The organism is Simplicispira psychrophila DSM 11588, assembly GCF_000688255.1.
GTDB classification, from domain to species: Bacteria; Pseudomonadota; Gammaproteobacteria; order Burkholderiales; family Burkholderiaceae_C; genus Simplicispira; species Simplicispira psychrophila.
Genome location: NZ_JHYS01000008.1, coordinates 162,352 through 184,870, shown reverse-complemented (window position 1 = coordinate 184,870; position 22,519 = coordinate 162,352). Strand labels below are relative to the sequence as shown.

The following is a 22,519-nucleotide window of genomic DNA, read 5'->3' as shown; positions in this document are numbered from 1 at the left end:
ATGCTTTTTTTAAGATATCGACGTCGCCGCGCAGTTGCTTGTTCTCGGCTTCAAGCTGGCGGATGCGTTGCTGCTCAGCGCTGAGCGGCTTGCCGATACCGGGGCGACCTGCAGCCTCTTCATCAGCCTGGGCTAGCCATCGCCGAACGGCCGTCTCGCCAAGCTTCATGTCGCGGCAGACATCGCCGACGCTCAAGCCCTGCACACGAATCATCTGCACGACCTGCAGCTTGAACTCCGCGTTGAATGTCCTTCGTTTTCTCTTGCTCATATTCCTCGTCCAGGTGGGTTGCACCTATCGAGGTGTCCAGGGAAATTAGACCAGCACACTGGAAGCTGGTCTGCTGGCAGTGGCCAACTCCATCAATCGAGAGTGCGCCATCCGGGCACGCCGCGCCATCAATGGCGTCATGGCCGCCCAAGGCCTGTGCACCGCCACATCTGTAAACGAGTCGCCCCACCGCGCCCCCATTCCCGCCGAAGCAGCACTGATCGGCGCGCACCTGGACGCAGCCAGCCTTGAGCAAGGCGAGCCGGCATGAGCACGGTCGCCACTCTTTTGCGCCTGGCACGCATGCGCCGCACCGCCGGCGCCGGCCGTCTCGAAGCCCTGACCTGGGCCGGCGGGCTGCTCTGGCGCAACCACCGCACCACGCAGCGCCACCGCAGCGTTGAGAACCGCTCCGAAGTAGAGCGTGCCGCGCGCCAACGCCTGTAACCCTTTCCCTTCACCAACCACCTGGAGCACCTATGCCCACCACCAAACCCATCGTCGTCACATCCATCAGTGGCACTGGCCCCATGATGGCCCTGGACGTCTCCACTGTCCCCGAAGCCCTGAAGCTTCGGATCGTTCAGGCTGCGATCCATGCCTGCGTCTACATCGGCAACGGTGAGATCGAGGCAGATGGCGAATGCACCGTCGCCGACGAAGCACTTGATGACCTGGTCACTGCTGTCGATGCCCTGGACGAACTGCACCAGCCCGTTATCCCCGGCTCACCCTACACGACCATCGGTGACACGGTGTCGGGCAACAACACCTATCCCATCATCCGTGATGGCCTGGCAGTTCAGGTGCACCGCGCCGACCTCACGCCCTTCGAAAAGTCGGTGGTCGAATCCTGGCTGCGCGTGCGCGGCATGACGGCGCTCAATCATGCCGACGAGCTGGCCGCAACCGCAATCCCCGAATCTGCCGAGGCCTGACCATGAACCCAAGTTTGGAGCTGACCAAGCAGGGCCTGTGCGAGTTCTGCAAAAAGCCGACCGAGCACGGACCGTGGACGGACGAGCAGCTTGCGCAGGTGATCGCCGATATTGGGTGCGATCTCAACGACTTCGCTGACCACTGCGACGATTGCTTCGTGGTCTACGTTGGCATGGGTGATGTCGAGTACGCGCAGAAGCTGATCACAAGGCCCATGACCCTTACCCGGCCGGAGCACCTGGCGCAACTCAAGCACATGAAGTTCATGGCAGCGGGCAAGGCTCTCCAGGACTTCCGGGAAAAGCACGGGGCAGTTTATCGGCACATGCCTGAGTCCATCCCACTGTTCAATGAGCTCTTGGAGCACGCGCCGCCGGAGGTGGTCAAGGCCTTCAACGACAAGGCCAAAGAGCTCAACCTGATTCCAGAAACCAAGTTCGTCAACGACGCGGGCGAGCCGGTGTATTCGGCCGAGCAGATCGCGGAGACGTTGGGCGTGCCGGTTGAACAGGTGGAGAAGGACATCCGCGAGAAGTTCGGCCACCGCCTGGAAGCGGGCAACGTGCACCAGGTGCAGTGAGACCACGATGCAAAACCGCCAACTCATCGACATCGCCGTAGCCGCCAAACGCTGGCGCGAAGCCCAACGCCGCCGTCTCGCGGCAGTACGCGAAAAGCGCTTGGCCACCGAAGCGGTGAAGGCGCTGCAGACCCGCTTCACCCTGCTGACGCCGGAGCGGCATCGCCAGGAAATCGCGGAAAAGGCCCTCAATGCCGCGAAGCGCAACGAACGTCAAGCACTCAAGGCTCTGGCCAAGCTGTGCGACCACACCACGCCGGTGGAGGATGTGCTGACCGTGGACGAGGTGCGTGCACTGCCACGCATCGAAACTGTGGAGGTGGTGTGATGGCAGCCATTGCGACTTCCACCACGGCCGCGCGTTACCGCGAGTGCTGCGCCACGTACTCCCGCAGAACGCCATCCATGCGGGACTGCCAACCGTCGCCCGTGCCACGGAAGTACTCCACGACCTCCGAGCTGTACCGAACCGACAGCAGCACCTTGGGAGCATTCGACTTCGGACGGCCTCCCCTTTTCAGGCTGGCCCGTGCCAGCATGTCGTCGGTCAGCTCCGGCAGTTCGTCGTACTCCGACGCGCCTACCTTGTGGGCATCCACCTTCGCCAAGTCAGAGCCCAAGGTGCGGGCCGATGCGTTCAATTTCGCGAGCATTGCATTTCCTCATGCTGAAGACATGGCGATCCGCGCCACGCGGGGTGTAACCCACCGCCACCATGCGCCCGGCCAGCAGGCCAAAGCAGATGATGCGGGTCTCGCCGTAATCCTTGCGGTCATCCTCAACCTCGAGGGTGTCGCCTTCGAACACCAGGGCAGCATCGGCGAAATCCAGACCGCGTTCGGCGAGCGCCTTGTCTCGCTTGGCGGGGTCGTAGGTCACTTGCATAAGGTTATTGTAGCTACGATAACTATCGAGCGCAAAGAGGAATGGTGGGCCATCCTCGTCTCCGGCGAAGACCTACAGGGCGTCGGTTTTGCATGGCTCAGTTTTGAGCCATCCCCCAGGAATGGGACGGCGGGGTCAGGGCTTGGGCTCAATCTTGCGCCAAAGCTCGCCCAGAAGGGCGAACTTCGGCAAGGGGTCAGCTCAGACCTGATCCCCGGTCAGGGTGAGCAGGTCGGGTTAGGGCTTGGACTTGCGGACATTCACCCGTCGCTCCAGTTCGCCACGTCCGTCAGCAATAGCAGCCTTGGTCTGCTCAATATCATCCAGCAGCGCCTGACGCACCTGATCCAACTGGCGAAGATCCTTCGCAAGCGTCTTCAATTCATCTTCAACAGCATCCATCTCTACGCCGGCTGCGCGGAGCAGGACATCGTTCTCTTGGTGCTCTGGCCTCAATCGCGCCAACTCTATTTCGCGTTCGACCAGTCGGGATCTAACTCTGGCGCTATCAACTCGGGTGCGGATCATGTCGCGGCGCAGATCAAGCATTTCTATCCGACTCTTCAGTTCGCCAATGTGTTTTTCCATGATCTGCTCGAACACCACGATGTGCGAGCCCTTTTCACTGAAGCTTTCTTCAAGCCTATAAGCCGCTTCGGCGCTCAACGACCGATTGTTTTCATTGGCAGCAGCAACCAGCCGATCCTTGAGATCAGCAGGCAAGCGGAGGTTGGTTTGTACATCTTCAGAAGCCATACCGACATTATCCAAGCAAAGTGCTTGCGCGCAACCAAGCACAATGCTACATTTCACATCAAGCAGAGTGCTACATGAAAGGAAATGCCATGGCACCCAGCGACGTACAGACCAACCTTCGCCTCCCTTTGGAGCTGAAGCAGTGGTTGCAACAACAAGCAGACAAAGCACGCCGGAGCCTCACCGCAGAGGTCGTGCTGCGACTCGAAGAGAGCCGCGATTTTCAAAAGCAGAAAGGACAACAGCAATGAGCCTCGCCACCCTCGCCGAAATCGGCATCAAGGCGATTCGCCTGCAAGAAATGGTGGACCACCGCAAGGTCGTAGGCAAAGCCTTCGGCGATGCCTGCTTTGAATGGAAGAAGGCCAACGGGTTCAGCTACATCCCCAAGCACAGCTCCGAATGGGATCAGATGCTGGAGGGGATCAGCCGTGAGCACGCCGCCATCCGCCGCGCCAAGGCCGACGAGGCCAATGCCCGCGCCCGCTTGTCTCGCGCCTGTATCAAGGCTCAGAAAGAAATGGCAGCTGGCCTAGCCACCAATGAAATTCTCAACCGCGCAATGGAGGCTTCCAAGTGAGCAACATCGTGAAGATCAACGACACCGACCTGCAGGTGATCGAGTACCGGGGCCAGCGCGTGGCAACGCTGGCGCAAATCGATACCGTACACAAGCGGCCTGAGGGCACGGCGCGCCGCACCTACAACACCAACAAGCAGCACCTCGTAGAAGGCGAGGACTACTGCAAAGTGAGCGCGGACGAATTTCGTACGCGCTTCCCGGCGATCATTTCGGACCGTGCGACCGAGGACATGACCCTCGTCTTCGAGTCTGGCTACTTGATGCTCGTGAAGTCCTTCACAGACGACCTTGCCTGGCAAGTGCAGCGCCAGTTGGTCAACGGGTACTTCCGTGCCAAGGAATCCGCCACCCTGCCCCAGCCTGAGAAGGCCAAGCCCGCCCGCGCTCGTGGCCGCACACCCCTGGAACAGGTGAAGATCATCAACTTCGTGGGCGATGCGCTAAAGCATGTGCCAGGCGTGCGCCTCGAAATAGTCGCAGCCGCGAAGCTCAAGGCTTTCCAGCAGCACACCGGCATCGACTTCAGCGACTTCCGCCGCGCCCTCCCGCCCGTGGCGCTGGAACGCATGGTTCATCTGAATCCCAAGGAAATCGGAATCCGCATTGCAGAGCAGACAGGCCAGGCGAAGATCAGCTCACAGGCGGTAAACAAGGTACTGATCGACCTGGGGCTGCAACGGCGCGCCGAGAGCGGCTATGTCCTCACCGAGACCGGAACGAAGTACGGAGAAGCCCACGACTTCAGGGCCGACAACGACCACGCCGGTATTCAGATCGACTGGTGGGAAGCGGTTGTGCCCCTTGTGCGCGACAACCTTCCTGCAGAGAAGCCGCAACGAGCAAAGACTGCACACAAGGATGCCCTATTTCTGGACCATCAAAAAATCGCGCCAGAACCCCAGGGAGCGCTGCTGTGAAGCGTCATACGTACAAACACTTACAGGCGAAATGCGTCCAAAAGAGGCTTTTTTCGCCTACCCCAGAGGCATGTCCGGTCAATACCATCAATCCATGAATCAACCACCACCCCCAGAAAAGGCGAAGCCGGCATGCGCTTGGACCCGCAAACCGGCTTCTATGAATCCCCACCCAAAGTAAAGAGCAAAGGACATTCACATGACCGAGGTTAGCACGCGCCCACAAGTTGGCGCAACAAAGGCCCCAGCACCCCTGAAGACGGCCATCATGAACCACTGCCCTATCCCACCCATGCGATGCGTGGAGCCGGCCGAACCCGAGCCATTGACCGCCTTCGATTTTCTTGATCGGATCGGCGAAATCGGTGTCCATTGGTGGTCAATGATCGACCACATTCTTGAAATGCAATCCTCTTCATCGGGCAAGGATCAGCCTGTCCCAGAGTGGGCACTGAAAATCCTCCGTGACCAAGGTCGGCACACCGCCACCAATGATGAATTCCGCATTCAGCGCGACAACATGCGTGAAGTCCTTCGCCTTGCAGAGGGTAAAACCACGTTCAGTTTTGAGGTATGGGGTGATAGGACAACCCGACTCTCGCTGCGCCACGAATCTGTTGCCGATGCTATGCCTGAGCGCGAATACTGGCGCGCCAACGGCCATCCGAACGCTTTCATTATGAAGATCCATCGACACAACAACTGCTCTACGGCGAGTGGTGTGGCAATGCTGGACACCCTTCTTGGAAAAGTCTGGTTCGCTGGCGTCTCTTTCGCACAGGGTGATAGTGACGAGCACACTTTTCAGATTCAGGATGAAACAGGCCGCGTAGTGGAACTGACTGCATCGGAGCTGCGTGGACACAAGATCCTTGAGCGCATCACCCACAAGAAAAATCGCGCATCGTTGGATGCATGGCTGCAGGATGAAGCCCAAGAAGGCGGGCAAGTATGACCTTCTACCCCCACAATCCTGGCAGCCTCATCGCCAGCGCCCTGGGCTTGATCCGCCAGCCCGCAGTCCAGGACGCTCGCACGGCACTGGACACGGTACCGTGCCTCATCGACTTCGACCTCTGGGTTGATGACCACGAGGCCCTGGCCTACCAACTTGTGCACATCACCGTGAAGGGCGCAGGGCAACAGGAAAACGTCCGTGTTACCAGCGCTGCCGTTGATCACGCCTTGGCGCAGTTGATGAACCATGCTCACCTGATCACGAACAAGCCGCGCCCGCTCCTGCTGGCCAAGGACGGGGTGCACACGATTCCCTATGAGCGCCTGGCGGAAGCCCGGGCCAAGGTGCAGGTGCTGCTGGTCGAGAACGCTGAGCTGCGCGCAAAGCTCGCGGCCAACGCACAGGAGCAGCGGCCATGAGCAAGAAGCAACCCAAGACCGTAACGATCTTCGTCACTTCGCGCGCGCTGACTGAGGGCGTCGTGAAGCTGCAAGCCCGGCCCATTGCCAGCCTGCCCAACTACATGGAAGGCCTGGCCCTGGATTCCAGTGGGGAGCGTGGCCGCACCCATTGGTATGGCCCTGGATCCTACCGACTGACCATGGCCGAGGCCGTGGTGCGCGCCAAGGCGATGCAGGCAAAGCGCATTGTGCGTATGGAAAAGCAGCTCGCCAAGATCCAAGCACTGACATTCGAGGAGACCCCCCATGAAGCCTGAGCCCACCACCGCAGGAGCAGCAGCCCTCGAATATCGCTGGGTCCTGCTGGCCGAGCACTGCCGTCGCACCGGAGAAACACCGCAGACTGTCCACACGCGCCGCAAACGCGGCATCTGGCTGGACGGAAAACACACCATGCTGGCCACCAAAAAGCGGCTTTACGTCAATGTCGAGGAGTACAACAAATGGATCGAAAACCAAGCACGGTTGCGTTGCCAGCCGGCGTGACCATCCGCGACATGGCCCACGGCCCGCGCCTGCAGGTTGCGTTCTCCTGGAACAACCAACAGTGCCGCGAGCTGCTACCGCCCGGCCCCATCAACAAAGGCGCCGTGCAGTACGCCGCCAACCTGCGGGGAGAGATCCGGCGCAAGATCGCAGACGGCGAGTTCGTCTATGCCGACTATTTCCCCGACAGCCCAAAAGCTCAGACATCAGCGCCAGGCTCTATCCTGATGGAGAAGCTGCTCCAGCAACAGCTCGAGACTTATGAGAAGCAGGTAGCCAACGCCCAGATGTCACCCGCAACCTACCGCGGCTATGCCAAGGCCATCACCGGTGAGCGCATGCGCCGCTGGCATGGGGTCAAGCTGCGCGACGTGACCCCCAGCGCCCTGCGTGAGTGGATCGGGGAAATGAACTGCACCAGCAAGGCCATCAGAAACCTGCTGATCCCGGTGCGCAGCGTGTTCGACGATGCCCTTAACGACGATCTGATCGACTCCAACCCGTTCGACCGTATCGCCCTGGCCAAGCTGATCCGGCAGACGGCCAAGGCCAGCGACTACGTGATCCAGCCCTTCACGGCCGAAGAGCGCGTCAAACTGCTGGAGGCCTGCCGGGCCGACGAGCATCCCATGCTGCAGTTCTGGTTTGCCACAGGCCTGCGGCCAGGTGAGCTCCAGGCGCTGGAGTGGCGGCATATCACCTGGGACAAGCGCACTGCGCGCATTGAGCTCAATCAGGTAGTGGGCGTCGTCAAGGCCCCCAAGACCGCCGCTGGCGTGCGCGACCTGGACCTGGACGCCCAGGCCATGGACGCACTCACCGCTCAGAAAGTGTTTTCAGCGCAGCAAGGTGGCCGCGTGTGGCTCAACCCGCGCAGCGCCGAACCTTGGGCCACGGATGCCCAGATCCGCAAAACACTGTGGGTGCCGCTGTGCACTCGGGCGGGCGTGGCCTACCGCAACCCGTACCAAATCCGCCACACACGGGCATCGGCCCTGCTCACGGCCGGGGCGAATCCCTGGTATGTGGCGGCCCAGCTCGGGCACGAGGATGTCGAGATGGTGTTCCGGACCTACGGCAAATTCATCCGCGAGGACTACCAAAAGCCCAGGGCCCTCAAATCGGTGTGAATTCCTGTGTGAAATCGGTGTGAACTTCAGGCCAAAACCAGCCAAGAACTGGACAAAAGAAAACCCCCGCTAGAGGCGAACTCATTGGCGGGGGTTGGCTGATATGGTGGAGCTGGCGGGAATTGAACCCGCGTCCGCAAGCCTTCATCGGGCAGATCTACATGTTTAGCGGTCTGATTTGAGTCTCGCCTTCGTCATCGCGCAGTCGCACGCTATGCCGAACGCCAGTACCCTTGAGTCTTGTTCTGTGCCAAGGTACCCGGCCCAGAACCAGCTGATGTGAATAACCTTGCAGCCGGGAGGCTTTGCAGCCCCCTTGCCCAGCCCATCAGCGTGCTGTTGCAAGGCTCACCGGTTAAGCGGCGAGTGCGAAACGTTCGTCGTTTGCAGTTAGTTTTTTGAATGCAGATTTACGAGCGCCAATCAAGCTCGACATGCACCACACCGATTCCGAACCCACGTCGAAACCAGGGCAGCCCCTAAGCCTGCTATCTTAGGCGATATACAGCAATTGCAATAGGGCCAGCGGAGATTTAATTTCTCCCTGCGCACCCCACTGAGCGATATCCGCTCCAGCCCCCAAATAACCATAGGTCGCAGCGACGGTGCCCATGCCGGCAGCTCGCCCGGCAATGATGTCGCGCTCATCATCGCCCACATAGACGCATTGCTCTGCAGGCAGCCCCAAACGGGCGGCCGCTTCCAGTAGCGGCGCAGGATGGGGTTTGGCATGGGGCGTGGTATCACCACTCACTACGGTCTTGGCACTGGCAAATAGAGGAATGCTGCGTGTCAATGGATCAGTAAACCGCGCCGACTTGTTGGTAACCACGCCCCAAGCGAGATCACGCTGCAAAATTTGTTCAATCAACTCGGCTACGCCTTCAAAGACCAGGGTTTGCTGCGTCATACACGTTTCGTAATTGACGAAAAATTCCTCGCGCAAGGCTGGAAAATCAGGATGCTCCGGCGAAATGCCAAAGGCTTCTCCCAGCATGCCACGCGCACCAGCACCTGCCATTGGGCGATAGCGTGCCAAAGGCAAGGAGGGCAAACCACGATCGGTGCGCATCTTGTCGACTGCCGCCCCTAGGTCAGGAGCGCTGTCGATCAAAGTACCGTCGAGATCGAACAGCACAGCCCGAATATTTGAAAACATGCCCGCTCCCATTCAAACGGCGCGGCGGGTGGCGAACAGGTAGTTCACGCTGGTGTCATCACTGAGCCAGTACCGGCGCGTAATCGGGTTGTATTCCAAGCCACGCGTTTGTAAGATGTCCAATTGGGCAGAGCGGCAGCTGAGTGCCAGTTCACTGGGACGGATGAATTTGGCATATTCATGGGTTCCACGGGGCAACATGCCCAGCACGTACTCGGCGCCGACAATTGCCAGCATGAAAGCCTTGGCATTGCGATTGATGGTCGAGAAAAAGACCCAACCTCCGGGTTTGACCAATTGCGCACAAGCGCGCACGACCGAATCAGGATCGGGCACGTGCTCTAGCATTTCCATGCAGGTCACGACATCAAAGCTGCCAGGCTGCTCGGCCGCCAAGGTTTCGACGCTGACTTCGCGGTACTCCACCCTCGGTGTTTGCGCTTCCAAAGCGTGCAACTGCGCCACGCGCAGCGCCTTGGTAGACAAATCAATGCCCAATGCATGCGCGCCTTGACGCGCCATGGAATCGGTCAAAATGCCACCGCCGCAGCCAACATCCAACACGCGCTGGTCTTTGAGGGACGACAAAGTGTTAATCCAATCCAAACGCAAAGGATTGATTTGGTGTAGTGGACGAAATTCACTCTCTGGATCCCACCAGCGATGGGCCAGTTCAGAGAATTTGGCCAACTCGGCCGGATCGGCATTGACAGCATGGTTCATGGACAGCGATTGTGTCTTACAGAGCGGGCTCAGCAAACGATAGGCGTAAAAAAAGCCCCGAGGTCGGGGCTTTTTTGGCAATCCGAAGATTACTTGGCAGCGGCGCGGGTACCAACCACTTCGATTTCAACACGACGGTTCTTGGCGCGGCCTTCCTTCGTCTTGTTGTCGGCGACAGGTTGCTTTTCGCCCTTGCCTTCAGTGTAGACGCGGTTCTTTTCGATGCCCTTGGACACCAAGTAAGCCTTGACGGCTTCGGAACGACGCATCGACAGCTTCTGGTTGTAAGCATCGGTACCGATGGAGTCGGTGTGACCCACGGCAATGATGACTTCCAAGTTCACGCCCTTGACCTTGGAGACCAGGTCGTCGAGCTTGGCCTTGCCTGCAGGCTTCAGGACAGACTTGTCAAAGTCGAAGAACGCGTCAGCAGCGTAGGTCACTTTGGTGGCCATGGCAGGAGCTGGCGCGACTGCTGGAGCAGCAGCAACTGGGCTAGGAGCGACAGCTGCAGCAGGGGCTGGAGCAGCGGCAACAGGAGCCAGAGCGCCGTCGCAACCGGGAGCTGCCGTAGCAGGCGTCCAGTTGGCATCGCGCCAGCACAGCTCATTAGTGCCGTTCTTCCAGACCAGCTCGTTCGTGCCGTTCTTCCAGTTATCAATAGTCTGTGCACCAGCCGCAGTTGCGAGCGCAGCAGAGGCAAACAACATCGCCACTTTGTTCAGTTTTTTCATGGTTCTCCTCGTGGGGAAAAAGCCGCAGCCGCGCTGCGAATAAAGAACGTCGTCAGTGACCATCACCAAAAACGCTAATTTGATTGTGCCATACGTAACATGGCGACAAGGTCTCCAGCAGCAGTACAGCCGTAGGACAAAAGCGTAATTGCCCCGATGTGTTGCGCAGTCGCTACAAGCGCTTGGGCCTAAAATGAACCTCCCTTGCTGCACCCGCCATTGACATGACCCAGTTTGCCAAAGAAACCCTGCCCATCAGTCTTGAAGAAGAGATGCGCCGCAGCTACCTTGATTACGCCATGAGCGTCATCGTAGGCCGGGCGTTGCCGGATGCACGCGATGGCCTGAAACCCGTGCACCGGCGGGTGCTGTTTGCCATGCATGAGCTCAGCAACGACTGGAATCGACCGTACAAAAAATCTGCGCGTATCGTCGGTGACGTGATTGGTAAATACCATCCGCACGGCGATAGCGCGGTCTACGACACGATCGTGCGTATGGCACAGGATTTTTCACTGCGCCACATGCTGGTGGATGGCCAGGGGAACTTCGGCTCAGTGGACGGTGACAACGCCGCTGCCATGCGCTATACCGAAATTCGCTTGGCAAAAATTGCCCACGAAATGCTCGGCGATATCGACAAGGAAACCGTCGATTTCGGCCCCAACTACGACGGCAGCGAAAAAGAACCCCTGGTGCTGCCCAGCAAGCTGCCCAACTTGCTGGTCAATGGCTCGTCTGGCATCGCCGTGGGTATGGCGACCAATATTCCACCACACAACCTCAATGAAGTGGTGGATGCCTGCCTGCATATGCTGGCGCACCCCGAAGTGACCATCGACGAACTGATGGAGATCATCCCGGCGCCTGACTTCCCCACCGCCGGCATCATCTATGGCATTACGGGCGTGAAAGACGGCTACCGCACCGGGCGCGGCCGCGTCATCATGCGCGCCAAATGCCATTTCGAGGACATCGACCGCGGTCAGCGCCAGGCCATCATCGTGGACGAGCTGCCGTATCAGGTCAACAAAAAGACACTGCAGGAGCGCATTGCCGAGTTGGTGCACGAGAAAAAACTCGAAGGCATCAGCCATATCCAGGACGAATCAGACAAGTCCGGTATGCGCTTGGTGATCGAGCTCAAGCGCGGCGAAGTGCCCGAAGTGGTGCTGAACAACCTGTACAAGCAGACGCAACTGCAGGACACCTTTGGCATGAACATGGTGGCGCTGATCGACGGCCAGCCACGTTTGTGCGACCTGAAAACGCTGATCAGTGTCTTTTTGCAGCACCGCCGCGAAGTGGTCACGCGCCGCACGGTGTTTGAGCTGCGCAAGGCACGCGACCGCGGCCATGTGCTTGAAGGTCTGGCGGTGGCACTGGCCAATATCGATAACTTTATTGCCATCATCCGCAATGCGCCGACGCCGCCGGTAGCCAAGAGCGAACTGATGGCACGTACCTGGGACAGCCAGCTGGTGCGCGAGATGCTGACCCGCACGCGCACCGATGGCGACAGCATCCGTGCCGACGACTACCGTCCTGAAGGGCTGGAGCGCGAATTCGGCATGGGGCAGGACGGCCTGTACCGCCTGTCTGATATCCAGGCACAAGAAATTTTGCAGATGCGCCTGCAGCGCCTTACGGGCCTGGAGCAGGACAAGATCGTTGCCGAATACAAGGAGGTAATGTCGGTCATCGAGGATTTGCTTGACATCCTAGCCACACCCGAGCGCGTCTCAACCATCATTGGTACCGAGCTCACCACCATCAAAACCGAGTTTGGCCACAGCAAGCTCGGCGCCCGCCGTAGCTTGGTCGAATACAGCGCACAAGACCTGTCTACTGAAGACCTGATCACACCCACCGACATGGTGGTCACGCTCAGCCACACCGGTTACATCAAGAGCCAGCCGCTGTCCGAATACCGCGCGCAAAAGCGCGGCGGACGCGGCAAACAGGCCACGGCGACCAAAGAAGACGACTGGATCGACCAGCTGTTTATTGCCAACACACACGACTACATTCTGTGCTTCTCCAATCGCGGCCGGCTGTACTGGCTCAAGGTTTGGGAAGTGCCAGCCGGCTCGCGCGGCTCGCGCGGGCGTCCCATCGTCAACATGTTCCCGCTGCAAGAAGGCGAAAAAATCAACGTCGTGCTGCCGCTCACCGGCGAGATGCGCACCTTCCCATCGGACCACTATGTCTTCATGGCCACCAGCATGGGCACCGTGAAAAAGACGCCACTGGACGATTTCTCCAACCCGCGCAAGGGCGGCATCATTGCCGTCAGCCTGGACGAAGGCGACTACCTGATTGGCGCGGCGCTGACCGATGGCGCACACGATGTGATGCTGTTCAGCGATGGCGGCAAGGCCGTGCGTTTTGACGAAAACGACGTGCGCGCCATGGGTCGCAACGCCCGGGGTGTGCGCGGCATGAATCTGGAAGACAGCCAGAGCGTGATCGCCATGCTGGTGGCGGAAGACGAAACCCAAAGTGTGCTCACCGCCACCGAAAACGGCTATGGCAAGCGTACCGGCATTGCCGAATACACGCGCCATGGGCGGGGTACCAAGGGCATGATCGCCATCCAGCAAACCGAGCGCAATGGCAAAGTGGTGGCTGCCACGCTGGTCCACGCCGACGATGAAATCATGCTCATCACTGACCGTGGCGTACTGGTGCGCACCCGCGTCAGCGAAATCCGCGAACTCGGCCGTGCCACCCAGGGCGTGACGCTGATCGCTCTCGATGAGGGTGCCAAACTCAGCGGCCTGCAACGCATCGTGGAAAACGACGCCAACATCACTGAATCGGATGCGTCTGCAGAAGATGTCAAGGACAGCGTCAATCTTCCCGCAGACACAGACGCAGCGGCCACTGCTGATACCCCCGAAACGCCAGACGCCTGAAACAACCGACGCTCTGCCCGCACGGCCCGCTCCTCACAGGGCGAGTCATAACTATCAAATTTATAGCTGACACCGCTTATTCCATAAGCGCTTGAAGCACTTTTCACCATAAATACGATGCAACGCCCTTACAACTTCTCTGCCGGCCCGGCGGCCATTCCCGTCGAAGTTCTGGAGCAAGCTGCGGCTGAGATGCTCGACTGGCACGGCTGTGGCATGGGCGTGATGGAAATGAGCCACCGGGGCAAAGAATTTGTCTCGATTTGCGAGCAAGCCGAAGCCGACCTGCGCGAACTGCTGGCAGTGCCCGAGCAGTTCAAAATTTTGTTTATGCAAGGTGGCGGCCTGGCTGAAAACGCCATCGTGCCGATGAACCTGTCACGTGCGGCCACAGTAGATTTTGTCGTCACCGGCAGCTGGAGCCAGAAGTCGTACAAAGAAGCACGCAAATACGCCGCCGAAGTCAACCTGATTGCCTCCGGCGAAGCCAGCCACTTCACCACCCTGCCCGATCCCGCCCGCTGGCAGCCCAGCCGGGGGGCCAGTTATCTGCATATTTGCAGCAACGAGACCATCCACGGCGTCGAATTCCACGAGTTGCCCGACCTGAAAGCCCTGGGCTGCGATGCACCGCTGGTGATTGATTTTTCCTCGCACGTCGCTTCGCGCCCAGTCGATTGGTCGCGCGTGGGCTTAGCCTTTGGCGGCGCGCAAAAGAACATCGGCCCCGCCGGCCTGACCATCGTCATCGTGCGCGAAGACCTGCTCGGCCACGCACTGGCCATCTGCCCCAGCGCCTTCGATTACAAAATCGTCGCCGAGCACCAGTCGATGTACAACACGCCGCCGACGTGGGGCATCTACATCGCGGGTCTGACCTTCCAGTGGCTCAAGCGCCAGCGCGAAGGCGACGCCAGCGGTGTCGCCGCCATGGAGCTGCGCAACATCGCCAAGGCCGAACTGCTTTACAACGCCATCGACCAGTCGCCGTTCTACGCCAACAAAGTAGCCGTCAATTGCCGCTCACGGATGAATATTCCGTTTTTTCTGTGCGACGAAACCCGCAACGACGCCTTCTTGGCCGGCGCCAAAGCGCGTGGCCTGTTGCAGCTCAAAGGCCACAAATCGGTCGGCGGAATGCGCGCCAGCCTCTACAACGCCATGCCGTTGGCGGGCGTGCAGGCGCTGGTCGCCTACATGCAGGAATTTGCACAGCAGCACGCCTGAGACATACCCAACCTAGCGACCCGATGACGACGACACCCAACGCCTCCCCCGATCTGGCCAGCCTGCGCGTACAGATCGACAACATCGACCAGCAACTGCTGACCCTGCTGAACCAGCGCGCCCTGGTGGCCGAGCGCGTCGGTGAAGTCAAAAAACGCGAAGGCACGCCCTTCTTTCGCCCCGACCGTGTGGCGCAAGTGATTGAAAAAATCCAGCGCGCCAACCCCGGCCCGCTGAAAAACCCGCATGTCTCCGCCATCTGGCGTGAAATCATGTCGGCCTGCCTGGCGCTCGAATCGCCCCAGCGCGTCGCCGTCCTCGGCCCCGCCGGCACGTTTTGCGAGCAGGCGGCAATTGAATACTTTGGCGGCGCTGCCGACATCGTCTATTGCGCCAATTTCGATGAAGTGTTCCACGCCACTGCCTCGGGCAGCGCGCAGTTTGGCGTCGTCGGCGTGGAAAACTCCGTTGAAGGCGTGGTGACGCGCTCACTCGACCTGTTTTTGCACACCCCCACCCATGTCGTCGGCGAAGTCAGTCTGCTGGTGCGGCACAACCTGTTGCGCCAAAGCAATTCGTTGGACGGCATTGAAGCCGTGTTGGCACACCCGCAGGCGCTGGCACAGTGCCAGGCCTGGCTGTCCAAACACCTGCCCCACGCCGAGCGCAAACCGGTGTCCAGCAACGCCGAAGGCGCGCGCCTGGCGGCGACCAACCCCGCTTGGGCAGCGCTGGCCAGCGAACGCGCAGCGACACAATTTGGTCTGCACATCGTCGCTCACGCCATTCAGGATGAGGCCTACAACCGCACGCGCTTTGCCGTCATCTGCCTGCCGCACACGCTGGACACACCGCCGCCTTCGGCGCACGACTGCACCAGCCTGATTGTCTCGGTGCCCAACGAGCCCGGCGCCGTCCACGATTTGCTGGTGCCGTTGAAGAAGCACGGCGTCTCGATGACGCGCTTTGAGTCGCGCCCAGCACGCACTGGTCAGTGGGAATACTATTTTTATATCGATATCCAGGGCCACCCCAACCAGCCCCACATCAGCGCAGCGCTGGCCGAACTGCGCAGCCTGTGCGCGTTCTACAAGGTGCTGGGCACCTACCCGGTGACGGCATGAAACACGTTCTAAGGGCTCCGCATGTTTGAACAATTGGGTCTGATCGGCTGCGGCCTGATGGGGGGCTCGTTTGCCCTTGCGCTCAAACGCGCCGGCTTGGTCAAGCGCGTGGTCGGCTACAGCAAATCCCCTTCGACCACCGACCGCGCACGCCAGCTCGGCGTGATCGACATCGAAGCACCCTCGGCACTGCTGGCCGTGGCCGGCGCCGATATCGTCCTGATCGCCGTTCCGGTGTCAGCCACCGAGTCAGCGCTCAAGGCCATCAAGCACTTGGTCACGCCCAAAATACTGGTCATGGACGTCGGCTCGACCAAGGTGGATGTGGTGCAGGCAGCGCGCCGTGCCCTGGGCGATAAGGTCGGCTCGTTCGTGCCAGCCCACCCCATCACCGGCCGCGAAGTCTCGGGGGTCGAGCACGCCGACGCCACCTTGTACGACGGCCGCCAAGTCATCCTCACGCCCACCGAACGCACCCTCACGGTGCAACTACAAAAAGCGCAAGACCTGTGGACCGCCCTGGGTTGCCGCGTCACCAGCATGTCGCCCGAATCGCACGACGCCGCTTTTGCCGCCGTCAGTCACCTGCCGCATTTGCTGGCTTTCTCGCTGATGAACAGCATCTCGGGCCAGCCGCAAGCCGAAGATTTTTTGGCGCTGGGCGGCCCCGGGTTTCGCGACTTCACGCGCATTGCCGCCAGCGACCCGAAAGTCTGGCGCGATATTTTGCTGGCCAACCGTGAAGAGTTGCTCACGCAAACGCAACTGTTCCAGCAGGCGCTCAAGCAATTTGAAAACGCCATGCGCAGCGACAGCGCCCAGTCGATTGAAGACATGATCACGCTGGCCAGCGAAACCCGCGCCCACTGGCGCATGGGCACACAAAAATCCAGTTCGCACCGCTAAATGTTCAGCACTCCCTTTCTTGACCTTCCTCCCTTGCAAACTGCCGCTGGCAGCGTGCATTTACCCGGCTCCAAAAGCATCTCCAACCGCGTATTGCTGCTCGCGGCACTGAGCAGCGGCACCACCACGGTGCACGATCTGCTGGCCAGCGACGACACCCGCGTCATGTTGGACGCCCTGCACCAACTCGGCTGCACGGTGGAAGAAGACGGCAGCCAAGCCCGCATCACCGGCCTGGGTGGCCGCCCACCCGCCACTTGTGCCCCCATTTTTCTAGGCAACGCCGGCACTGCCATGCGCCCGCTGACCGCTGCGCTGGCCTTGCTGGGTGGCGAGTACACCCTGAGCGGCATTGCCCGAATGCACGAACGGCCGATTGGCGATCTGGTTGATGCGCTGCGCCAGCTGGGTTGTCACATCGACTACTTGGGCAACGACGGCTACCCCCCCCTGCGCATTGCCCAAGCGGACGGTGTGCCAACACTGTCGCTGGACGCGCCGATTCGCGTGCGCGGCGACGTCTCCAGCCAGTTTTTGACCGCCCTGCTGATGGCCCTGCCCTTGGCGGCGGCGCAGCAGGATGTAGATATCGAGGTGGTCGGCGAGCTGATCTCCAAGCCCTACATCGCCATCACCCTGGATTTACTGGCACGCTTTGGCATCGCCGTAGCCAATGACCACTGGCAACGCTTCACCATTCCCGCTGGCAGCCAATACCAGTCACCGGGTGATATCCATATCGAATCCGACGCCTCTTCCGCTAGTTATTTCATAGCTTTAGGCGCAATCACAGCAAGCGCCACAGGCCAAAATGGCATAAAAATACTGGGGGTGGGACTGGACTCCATCCAGGGCGACATCCGCTTTGTCGAAGCCGCCCGCGCCATGGGTGCCGACATCACCGGCGGCCCTAATTGGCTGCAAATCCAGCGTGGCCGCTGGCCACTGCAGGCCATCGACCTGGACTGCAACCACATCCCCGATGCCGCCATGACGCTGGCGGTGATGGCGCTGTATGCCAACGGCACCACCACGCTGCGCAACATTGCCAGCTGGCGCGTCAAAGAAACCGACCGCATCGCCGCCATGGCCACCGAACTGCGCAAGCTCGGCTCCCACATCGAAGAAGGTGCCGACTTCATCCGCATCACTCCGCCCGCCACGCCTGCCGACTGGCGCGCCGCCAGCATCCACACCTATGACGACCACCGCGTCGCCATGTGCTTTTCGCTGGCCGCCTTCAATCCGGCCGGCCTGCCAGTGCGCATCGAAGACCCGCAATGCGTCGCCAAGACCTTCCCGGATTACTTTGAAGCGCTGTTCTCGGTCGTGCAGACAGCGCCTGAACACATCCCGGTGATCTGCATGGATGGCCCGAGCGCGTCCGGGAAAGGCACTCTGGCCGCTGCGGTGGCGCAGCAGTTGGGCTATGTGTTTCTCGACTCCGGCTCGCTCTACCGCATCACCGCGCTGGCAGCCCTGCGCGCTGGACTAGAGCTGGACACGGCGCACGAAAGCGCTATCGCCGGTTTGGCCGAGCAACTGGAGGTGCGTTTTGAGGGCGAGCGCGTACTGCTGGCAGGCGAAGACATCACTGACGTTATTCGCACCGAAGAAGCCGGCATGAACGCCTCGCGCGTATCCGCTTTGGCCTCTGTGCGCACGGCGCTGGTGGCGCTGCAACACAGCTTTCAACGCCTGCCCGGTCTGGTAGCCGATGGGCGCGATATGGGTACGGTCATCTTTCCGCAGGCGCCGCTCAAGCTCTACCTCACCGCCAGCGCTGCCTGCCGCGCTGAGCGCCGCTACAAACAGTTGATAGCCAAAGGCTTATCCGCTAAAATAGCCGACCTTCTTGCCGACTTAGAGGCGCGCGATGCCCGGGATATGTCCCGCAGCACTGCACCCTTGATGCCAGCACAAGACGCTGTTGCCCTGGACAACTCTGCACTGACGATCGAACAGTCCGTCAGCCAAGTGTTGCACCTGTGGCAACAGCGCCAGCCCTTCACGCCCCGCGTGCCAGGCTGACTGACCGGGTCTCTCCAGACCCACCCAGGCCCATACCGCCTGCGTTGCACAGCAGCGCTAGGCAATATGGTTCTTTTTTAACGTAACCCGTGGCATCCGCCACACAGCCAACCACTGGCAGTCTTTGAAACAGCGGCAATCGCGCCGCCGTAAACCTGTGAGTGGTAAGGAAATACATGTCTGAATCTTTTGCCGCCCTTTTTGAAGAATCCTTGCAACGCACCGAAATGCGCCCTGGCGAAGTCATCACTGCTGAAGTGGTGCGCGTCGAGCACAACTTCGTCGTCGTGAACGCTGGCCTCAAGTCTGAAGCCTACGTACCGCTGGAAGAATTCAAGAACGACAAGGGCGAAGTCGAAGTCCAGGTAGGCGATTTCGTCTCCGTGGCCATCGGCTCGATTGAAAACGGCTACGGCGACACCATCCTGTCGCGCGACACCGCCAAGCGTTTGGCTTCGTGGATGAGCCTGGAAAAAGCCCTGGAATCCGGCGAATTCGTCACCGGCACCACCAGCGGCAAGGTCAAGGGCGGCCTGACCGTTCTGGTCAACGGCATCCGTGCCTTCTTGCCCGGCTCGCTGATCGATACCCGTCCGATCAAAGATCTGACGCCGTACGAAAACAAGACAATGGAATTCAAGGTCATCAAGCTCGATCGCAAGCGCAACAACGTGGTGCTGAGCCGCCGCGCAGTGGTTGAAGCCTCGATGGGCGAAGAGCGCGCCAAGCTGATGGAAACCCTGAAAGAAGGCTCCATCGTTCAAGGCGTGGTCAAGAACATCACCGAATACGGTGCATTTGTGGACCTGGGCGGTATCGACGGCCTGCTGCACATCACCGACATGGCATGGCGCCGCGTTCGCCACCCTTCCGAGGTGGTCACCGCTGGTCAAGAAATCATGGCCAAGATCCTCAAGTTCGACACCGAAAAGAACCGTGTCTCGCTGGGTCTCAAGCAAATGGGTGACGACCCATGGATGGGCGTTTCGCGCCGCTACCCACAAAGCACCCGCCTGTTCGGCAAGATCACCAACATTGCCGACTACGGCGCGTTTGTTGAGCTGGAGCCCGGCATTGAAGGCCTGGTGCACGTCTCCGAGATGGACTGGACCAACAAGAACATCGCTCCTTCCAAGCTGGTCACGCTGGGTGACGAAGTCGAAGTCATGGTTCTGGAAATCGACGAAGACAAGCGCCGTATCAGCCTGGGCATGAAGCAGTGCAAGGCCAATCCTTGGCAAGACTTCGCGCAAAACACCAAGCGCGGCGACCGCGTCAAGGGCCCGATCAAGTCGATCACCGACTTTGGCGTGTTCGTGGGCTTGGCTGCCGGCATCGACGGTCTGGTGCACCTGTCTGACCTGTCGTGGAACGAAACCGGCGAAGCCGCCGTGCGCAACTACAAGAAGGGCCAAGAAGTCGAAGCTCTGGTGTTGGCCGTGGACGTGGACCGCGAACGCATCTCACTTGGTATCAAGCAGTTGGATGGCGACCCGTTCACCACCTTCGTGACCTTGAACGACAAGGGCCAGATCGTGACCGGCAAGGTCAAGACCGTGGACGCCCGTGGCGCTGAAATCGACCTGGGTGAAGACATCCTCGGTTACCTGCGTGCTTCGGAAATCTCGCGCGACCGCGTCGAAGATGCCCGCAACGTACTCAAAGAAGGCGACGAAGTCACCGCTGTGGTGGTTAACGTGGACCGCAAGACGCGCAACATCCAGTTGTCGATCAAGCAAAAGGACATGGCTGACGAGCAAGGCGCCATGGCCAACCTGAGCCAACAGTCCAGCCGCGAAAGCGCCGGCACGACCAGCCTGGGCGCCCTGCTGCGCGCCAAGCTGGACAATTCGGACAAGTAAGCTCTGTAGGCTCTTGACCGTTTGATCCTGGCCGGGCAGGTGCGCACAGCACCCGCCCGGCCATTTTTATGAGACACACGCCCATGACCCGATCCGATCTTGTCGAAGAATTGGCTGCCCGGTTCAGCCAACTCACGCACCGCGACGCCGAGTACGCTGTCAAAACTCTGCTAGATGCCGTCGGTGAAGCACTGGTGCGCGGCAATCGCATTGAAATCCGCGGCTTTGGCAGCTTTTCCGTCAACCACCGCGCCCCGCGCATGGGTCGCAATCCGCGCAGTGGCGCAGCCGTCGCCATTCCAGCCAAGCGCGTACCCCATTTCAAACCCGGCAAAGCCCTGCGCGAAGCCGTGGACAAGCGCACGGCAGAACTGCAAATTCTCGAAAACCCGGCGACCTAGCCTCGATAGAATCTCCCCATCACCAAGGGGACGCATGAAATACCTCCTGTGGCTGCTCAAAGCAGCCATTTTTTTTACTCTGTTTGCTTTTGCGCTGAACAACCAGCAAGAGGCCACCGTGCACTTTTTCTTTGGCACGCAGTGGCGCGCGCCGCTGGTGCTGGTGGTGCTCAGCGCCTTCGCCTGCGGCGTGGCCATTGGCGTGCTGGGCATGGTGCCGCGTTGGTGGCGTCATCGCAACGCGCATCTGTCTGCGCACCCGCCCGTCCCCGCCGCACCAGCAGGTGCTGAGGTTGCGCCACCCCATGGAATTTGATCTCAGCTGGATTTTGCTTGGTCTGCCGCTGGCCTTTTTGCTCGGCTGGCTGGCGTCGCGTCTGGACTTGCGCCAACTACGTTTTGAAAACCGCCGCGTCCCCAAGGCCTATTTCAAGGGGCTGAATTTTTTGCTCAACGAGCAACAAGACCAAGCCATTGACGCCTTCATTGAAGCCGTGCAAAGCGACCCCGACACCTCGGAGCTGCACTTTGCCCTGGGCAATCTGTTTCGCCGACGTGGCGAATACGACCGTGCCGTGCGTGTACACGAGCACCTGCTCTCGCGCGGTGACCTGGGCCAAGTGGATCGGGAGCGTGCGCAACACGCGCTGGCGCTGGACTTTCTCAAAGCCGGTTTGCTCGACCGCGCAGAAGAGGCGCTGGCACGCCTCGAAGCAACGCCGTTTGAAGCCCAGGCACGGCTAGCACTGCTGGCCATTTACGAGCGCTCACGGGACTGGCCCAACGCCGCTGCCATCACGCAAAAAATGCACGCCGCCCAGCAAGGCGACTTCAGCACGCGCCAAGCGCATTACCTGTGTGAGCAGGCCCTGGCGCTGATCGCACAGGGCGACTTGATAACCGCCGAAACGCGCCTGGCACAGGCCGCCGCAGTGGCACCCCACGCCGCCCGGCCGCGCATCGAGCTGGCCAAACTGCAGCAACAACAAGGCCAATCGGGCGCGGCTGTGGCCACGCTGCTGGCCATGAATGCCGCCACCCCGACGGCGCTGCCGCTGGCCACGGCGCTGCTGGTACAAGCTGGGCAGGCCGCCGGCCAGACGGCACCGGTGATGCAGGCCTTGCAACAGCACTACCACGCCTCACCCTCGCTGGACGTGCTGGAAGGCATCGTGGCGCTGGAGGCCGCAGGCACCGCACTACCAGGCGCCGGACGCGAATGGTACGTGCGCCATCTGGAGACCGAACCGTCGCTGGTAGCAGCCGCCAAGTGGCTGGCCACCGAAAAGCTGGAGCACGAGGAGTTTCATCCGCAAGTACAACGCGCCCTGGACCGTGCCAGCGCGCCACTGACGCGCTACCGCTGCGCCGCCTGCGGCTTTGAAGCACGCCAGCATTTTTGGCAATGCCCCGGCTGCCAAACGTGGGACAGCTATCCCGCCCGCCGCGTCGAGGAACTTTAAGCAAC

At 60.3% G+C, this 22,519-nt stretch carries 29 protein-coding genes and 1 other RNA gene; 22 read left to right on the top strand and 8 right to left on the bottom strand.

Annotated features, from left to right (window positions below):
- The coding region (locus Q390_RS0110480) for an IS3 family transposase (RefSeq protein ID WP_027996016.1) at positions 1-271 on the bottom strand (271 nt) is incomplete at its 3' end.
- A 79-nt stretch (positions 272-350) separates the two neighbouring features.
- Here Q390_RS0110480 and Q390_RS0110475 point away from each other — a divergent pair.
- Genes Q390_RS0110475 through Q390_RS0110455 form a run of 5 tightly spaced genes read left to right on the top strand, consistent with a single transcriptional unit; the run spans position 351 to position 2,118 of the window.
- Positions 351-542, top strand: coding sequence for a hypothetical protein (locus tag Q390_RS0110475; protein WP_027996015.1), 192 nt, complete (start codon positions 351-353; stop codon positions 540-542).
- On the top strand, positions 539-718 hold the full coding sequence (locus tag Q390_RS0110470) for a hypothetical protein (protein WP_027996014.1): 180 nt from the start codon (positions 539-541) through the stop codon (positions 716-718). Before Q390_RS0110475 ends, Q390_RS0110470 begins: the two co-directional genes overlap by 4 nt.
- 32 nt (positions 719-750) lie before the next feature.
- Positions 751-1,209 carry a hypothetical protein gene (locus Q390_RS0110465; RefSeq protein WP_027996013.1) on the top strand — a complete coding sequence of 153 codons (459 nt, stop codon included), beginning with the start codon at positions 751-753 and terminating at the stop codon, positions 1,207-1,209.
- Between the two features lie 2 nt (positions 1,210-1,211).
- Positions 1,212-1,790: a hypothetical protein gene (locus Q390_RS18190; RefSeq protein WP_037472683.1), complete on the top strand. Its 579-nt coding sequence runs from the start codon at positions 1,212-1,214 to the stop codon at positions 1,788-1,790.
- 7 nt (positions 1,791-1,797) lie between these two features.
- Positions 1,798-2,118: a hypothetical protein gene (locus tag Q390_RS0110455; protein ID WP_027996012.1), complete on the top strand. Its 321-nt coding sequence runs from the start codon at positions 1,798-1,800 to the stop codon at positions 2,116-2,118.
- Positions 2,119-2,152: 34 nt separating this feature from the next.
- Here the strand turns inward: Q390_RS0110455 and Q390_RS0110450 are convergent, their stop codons facing one another.
- From Q390_RS0110450 to Q390_RS19525, 3 genes are all read right to left on the bottom strand, one after another.
- On the bottom strand, positions 2,153-2,443 hold the full coding sequence (locus tag Q390_RS0110450; protein ID WP_037472682.1) for a BrnA antitoxin family protein: 291 nt from the start codon (positions 2,441-2,443) through the stop codon (positions 2,153-2,155).
- Positions 2,400-2,675 carry a BrnT family toxin gene (locus tag Q390_RS0110445; RefSeq protein WP_027996010.1) on the bottom strand — a complete coding sequence of 92 codons (276 nt, stop codon included), beginning with the start codon at positions 2,673-2,675 and terminating at the stop codon, positions 2,400-2,402. The genes Q390_RS0110450 and Q390_RS0110445 overlap by 44 nt, the downstream gene beginning before the upstream one ends.
- A 237-nt stretch (positions 2,676-2,912) precedes the next feature.
- Positions 2,913-3,431 carry an Arc family DNA-binding protein gene (locus tag Q390_RS19525; RefSeq protein ID WP_084153868.1) on the bottom strand — a complete coding sequence of 173 codons (519 nt, stop codon included), beginning with the start codon at positions 3,429-3,431 and terminating at the stop codon, positions 2,913-2,915.
- An 89-nt stretch (positions 3,432-3,520) separates the two neighbouring features.
- Between Q390_RS19525 and Q390_RS19935 the strand changes: the two genes are divergently transcribed.
- The 8 genes from Q390_RS19935 to Q390_RS0110400 all read left to right on the top strand — a co-directional run bounded on the left by Q390_RS19935 (position 3,521) and on the right by Q390_RS0110400 (position 7,966).
- The gene (locus Q390_RS19935) at positions 3,521-3,682 is read left to right on the top strand and encodes an Arc family DNA-binding protein (protein WP_156949882.1); all 162 of its coding nucleotides are present in this window, start codon (positions 3,521-3,523) and stop codon (positions 3,680-3,682) included.
- Positions 3,679-4,011 (top strand): hypothetical protein, encoded by a 333-nt coding sequence (locus Q390_RS0110430; protein WP_027996008.1) that lies wholly within the window; start codon positions 3,679-3,681, stop codon positions 4,009-4,011. The genes Q390_RS19935 and Q390_RS0110430 overlap by 4 nt, the downstream gene beginning before the upstream one ends.
- Positions 4,008-4,931, top strand: coding sequence for an ORF6N domain-containing protein (locus Q390_RS19130; RefSeq protein WP_051603175.1), 924 nt, complete (start codon positions 4,008-4,010; stop codon positions 4,929-4,931). Before Q390_RS0110430 ends, Q390_RS19130 begins: the two co-directional genes overlap by 4 nt.
- Before the next feature lie 199 nt (positions 4,932-5,130).
- Positions 5,131-5,886, top strand: a complete 756-nt coding sequence (locus tag Q390_RS0110420; RefSeq protein WP_027996007.1) for a hypothetical protein — start codon at positions 5,131-5,133, stop codon at positions 5,884-5,886.
- Positions 5,883-6,308 (top strand): hypothetical protein, encoded by a 426-nt coding sequence (locus Q390_RS0110415; protein ID WP_027996006.1) that lies wholly within the window; start codon positions 5,883-5,885, stop codon positions 6,306-6,308. The genes Q390_RS0110420 and Q390_RS0110415 overlap by 4 nt, the downstream gene beginning before the upstream one ends.
- On the top strand, positions 6,305-6,607 hold the full coding sequence (locus tag Q390_RS0110410) for a hypothetical protein (RefSeq protein WP_027996005.1): 303 nt from the start codon (positions 6,305-6,307) through the stop codon (positions 6,605-6,607). Before Q390_RS0110415 ends, Q390_RS0110410 begins: the two co-directional genes overlap by 4 nt.
- Entirely contained in the window at positions 6,597-6,836 is a 240-nt protein-coding gene (locus tag Q390_RS0110405; RefSeq protein WP_051603174.1) for a hypothetical protein, read from the top strand. The genes Q390_RS0110410 and Q390_RS0110405 overlap by 11 nt, the downstream gene beginning before the upstream one ends.
- Positions 6,794-7,966, top strand: coding sequence for a site-specific integrase (locus Q390_RS0110400; RefSeq protein ID WP_051603173.1), 1,173 nt, complete (start codon positions 6,794-6,796; stop codon positions 7,964-7,966). The genes Q390_RS0110405 and Q390_RS0110400 overlap by 43 nt, the downstream gene beginning before the upstream one ends.
- A gap of 104 nt (positions 7,967-8,070) precedes the next feature.
- Here the strand turns inward: Q390_RS0110400 and ssrA are convergent.
- The 4 genes from ssrA to ompA form a co-directional block, all read right to left on the bottom strand.
- Positions 8,071-8,446, bottom strand: a transfer-messenger RNA (tmRNA) gene (ssrA, locus tag Q390_RS19520).
- A 13-nt stretch (positions 8,447-8,459) separates the two neighbouring features.
- Positions 8,460-9,125 (bottom strand): HAD-IA family hydrolase, encoded by a 666-nt coding sequence (locus tag Q390_RS0110395; RefSeq protein WP_027996002.1) that lies wholly within the window; start codon positions 9,123-9,125, stop codon positions 8,460-8,462.
- Between the two features lie 12 nt (positions 9,126-9,137).
- Entirely contained in the window at positions 9,138-9,848 is a 711-nt protein-coding gene (gene ubiG / locus Q390_RS0110390) for a bifunctional 2-polyprenyl-6-hydroxyphenol methylase/3-demethylubiquinol 3-O-methyltransferase UbiG (protein WP_027996001.1), read from the bottom strand.
- A gap of 89 nt (positions 9,849-9,937) precedes the next feature.
- Positions 9,938-10,582, bottom strand: a complete 645-nt coding sequence (gene ompA, locus Q390_RS20525; RefSeq protein WP_027996000.1) for an outer membrane protein OmpA — start codon at positions 10,580-10,582, stop codon at positions 9,938-9,940.
- A 224-nt stretch (positions 10,583-10,806) separates the two neighbouring features.
- On the opposite strand from ompA, the gene gyrA reads away from it, so the two are divergent.
- From gyrA to lapB, 9 genes are all read left to right on the top strand, one after another.
- On the top strand, positions 10,807-13,500 hold the full coding sequence (gyrA, locus tag Q390_RS0110380; RefSeq protein WP_027995999.1) for a DNA gyrase subunit A: 2,694 nt from the start codon (positions 10,807-10,809) through the stop codon (positions 13,498-13,500).
- Positions 13,501-13,617: 117 nt separating this feature from the next.
- A complete protein-coding gene (gene serC / locus Q390_RS0110375) occupies positions 13,618-14,727 on the top strand; it encodes a 3-phosphoserine/phosphohydroxythreonine transaminase (protein WP_027995998.1) in 1,110 nt (369 codons plus the stop codon).
- A 23-nt stretch (positions 14,728-14,750) separates the two neighbouring features.
- Entirely contained in the window at positions 14,751-15,851 is a 1,101-nt protein-coding gene (pheA, locus tag Q390_RS0110370; RefSeq protein WP_027995997.1) for a prephenate dehydratase, read from the top strand.
- A 21-nt stretch (positions 15,852-15,872) separates the two neighbouring features.
- Positions 15,873-16,757, top strand: a complete 885-nt coding sequence (locus Q390_RS0110365) for a prephenate dehydrogenase (RefSeq protein ID WP_027995996.1) — start codon at positions 15,873-15,875, stop codon at positions 16,755-16,757.
- Entirely contained in the window at positions 16,758-18,788 is a 2,031-nt protein-coding gene (locus tag Q390_RS0110360; RefSeq protein WP_027995995.1) for a bifunctional 3-phosphoshikimate 1-carboxyvinyltransferase/cytidylate kinase, read from the top strand.
- A 176-nt stretch (positions 18,789-18,964) separates the two neighbouring features.
- The gene (gene rpsA / locus Q390_RS0110355; RefSeq protein ID WP_027995994.1) at positions 18,965-20,650 is read left to right on the top strand and encodes a 30S ribosomal protein S1; all 1,686 of its coding nucleotides are present in this window, start codon (positions 18,965-18,967) and stop codon (positions 20,648-20,650) included.
- Positions 20,651-20,733: 83 nt separating this feature from the next.
- On the top strand, positions 20,734-21,051 hold the full coding sequence (locus Q390_RS0110350; RefSeq protein WP_156949881.1) for an integration host factor subunit beta: 318 nt from the start codon (positions 20,734-20,736) through the stop codon (positions 21,049-21,051).
- A 34-nt stretch (positions 21,052-21,085) separates the two neighbouring features.
- On the top strand, positions 21,086-21,367 hold the full coding sequence (locus Q390_RS0110345; RefSeq protein WP_027995992.1) for a LapA family protein: 282 nt from the start codon (positions 21,086-21,088) through the stop codon (positions 21,365-21,367).
- Entirely contained in the window at positions 21,357-22,514 is a 1,158-nt protein-coding gene (gene lapB, locus Q390_RS0110340) for a lipopolysaccharide assembly protein LapB (protein ID WP_027995991.1), read from the top strand. The genes Q390_RS0110345 and lapB overlap by 11 nt, the downstream gene beginning before the upstream one ends.
- Positions 22,515-22,519 lie beyond the last annotated feature (5 nt).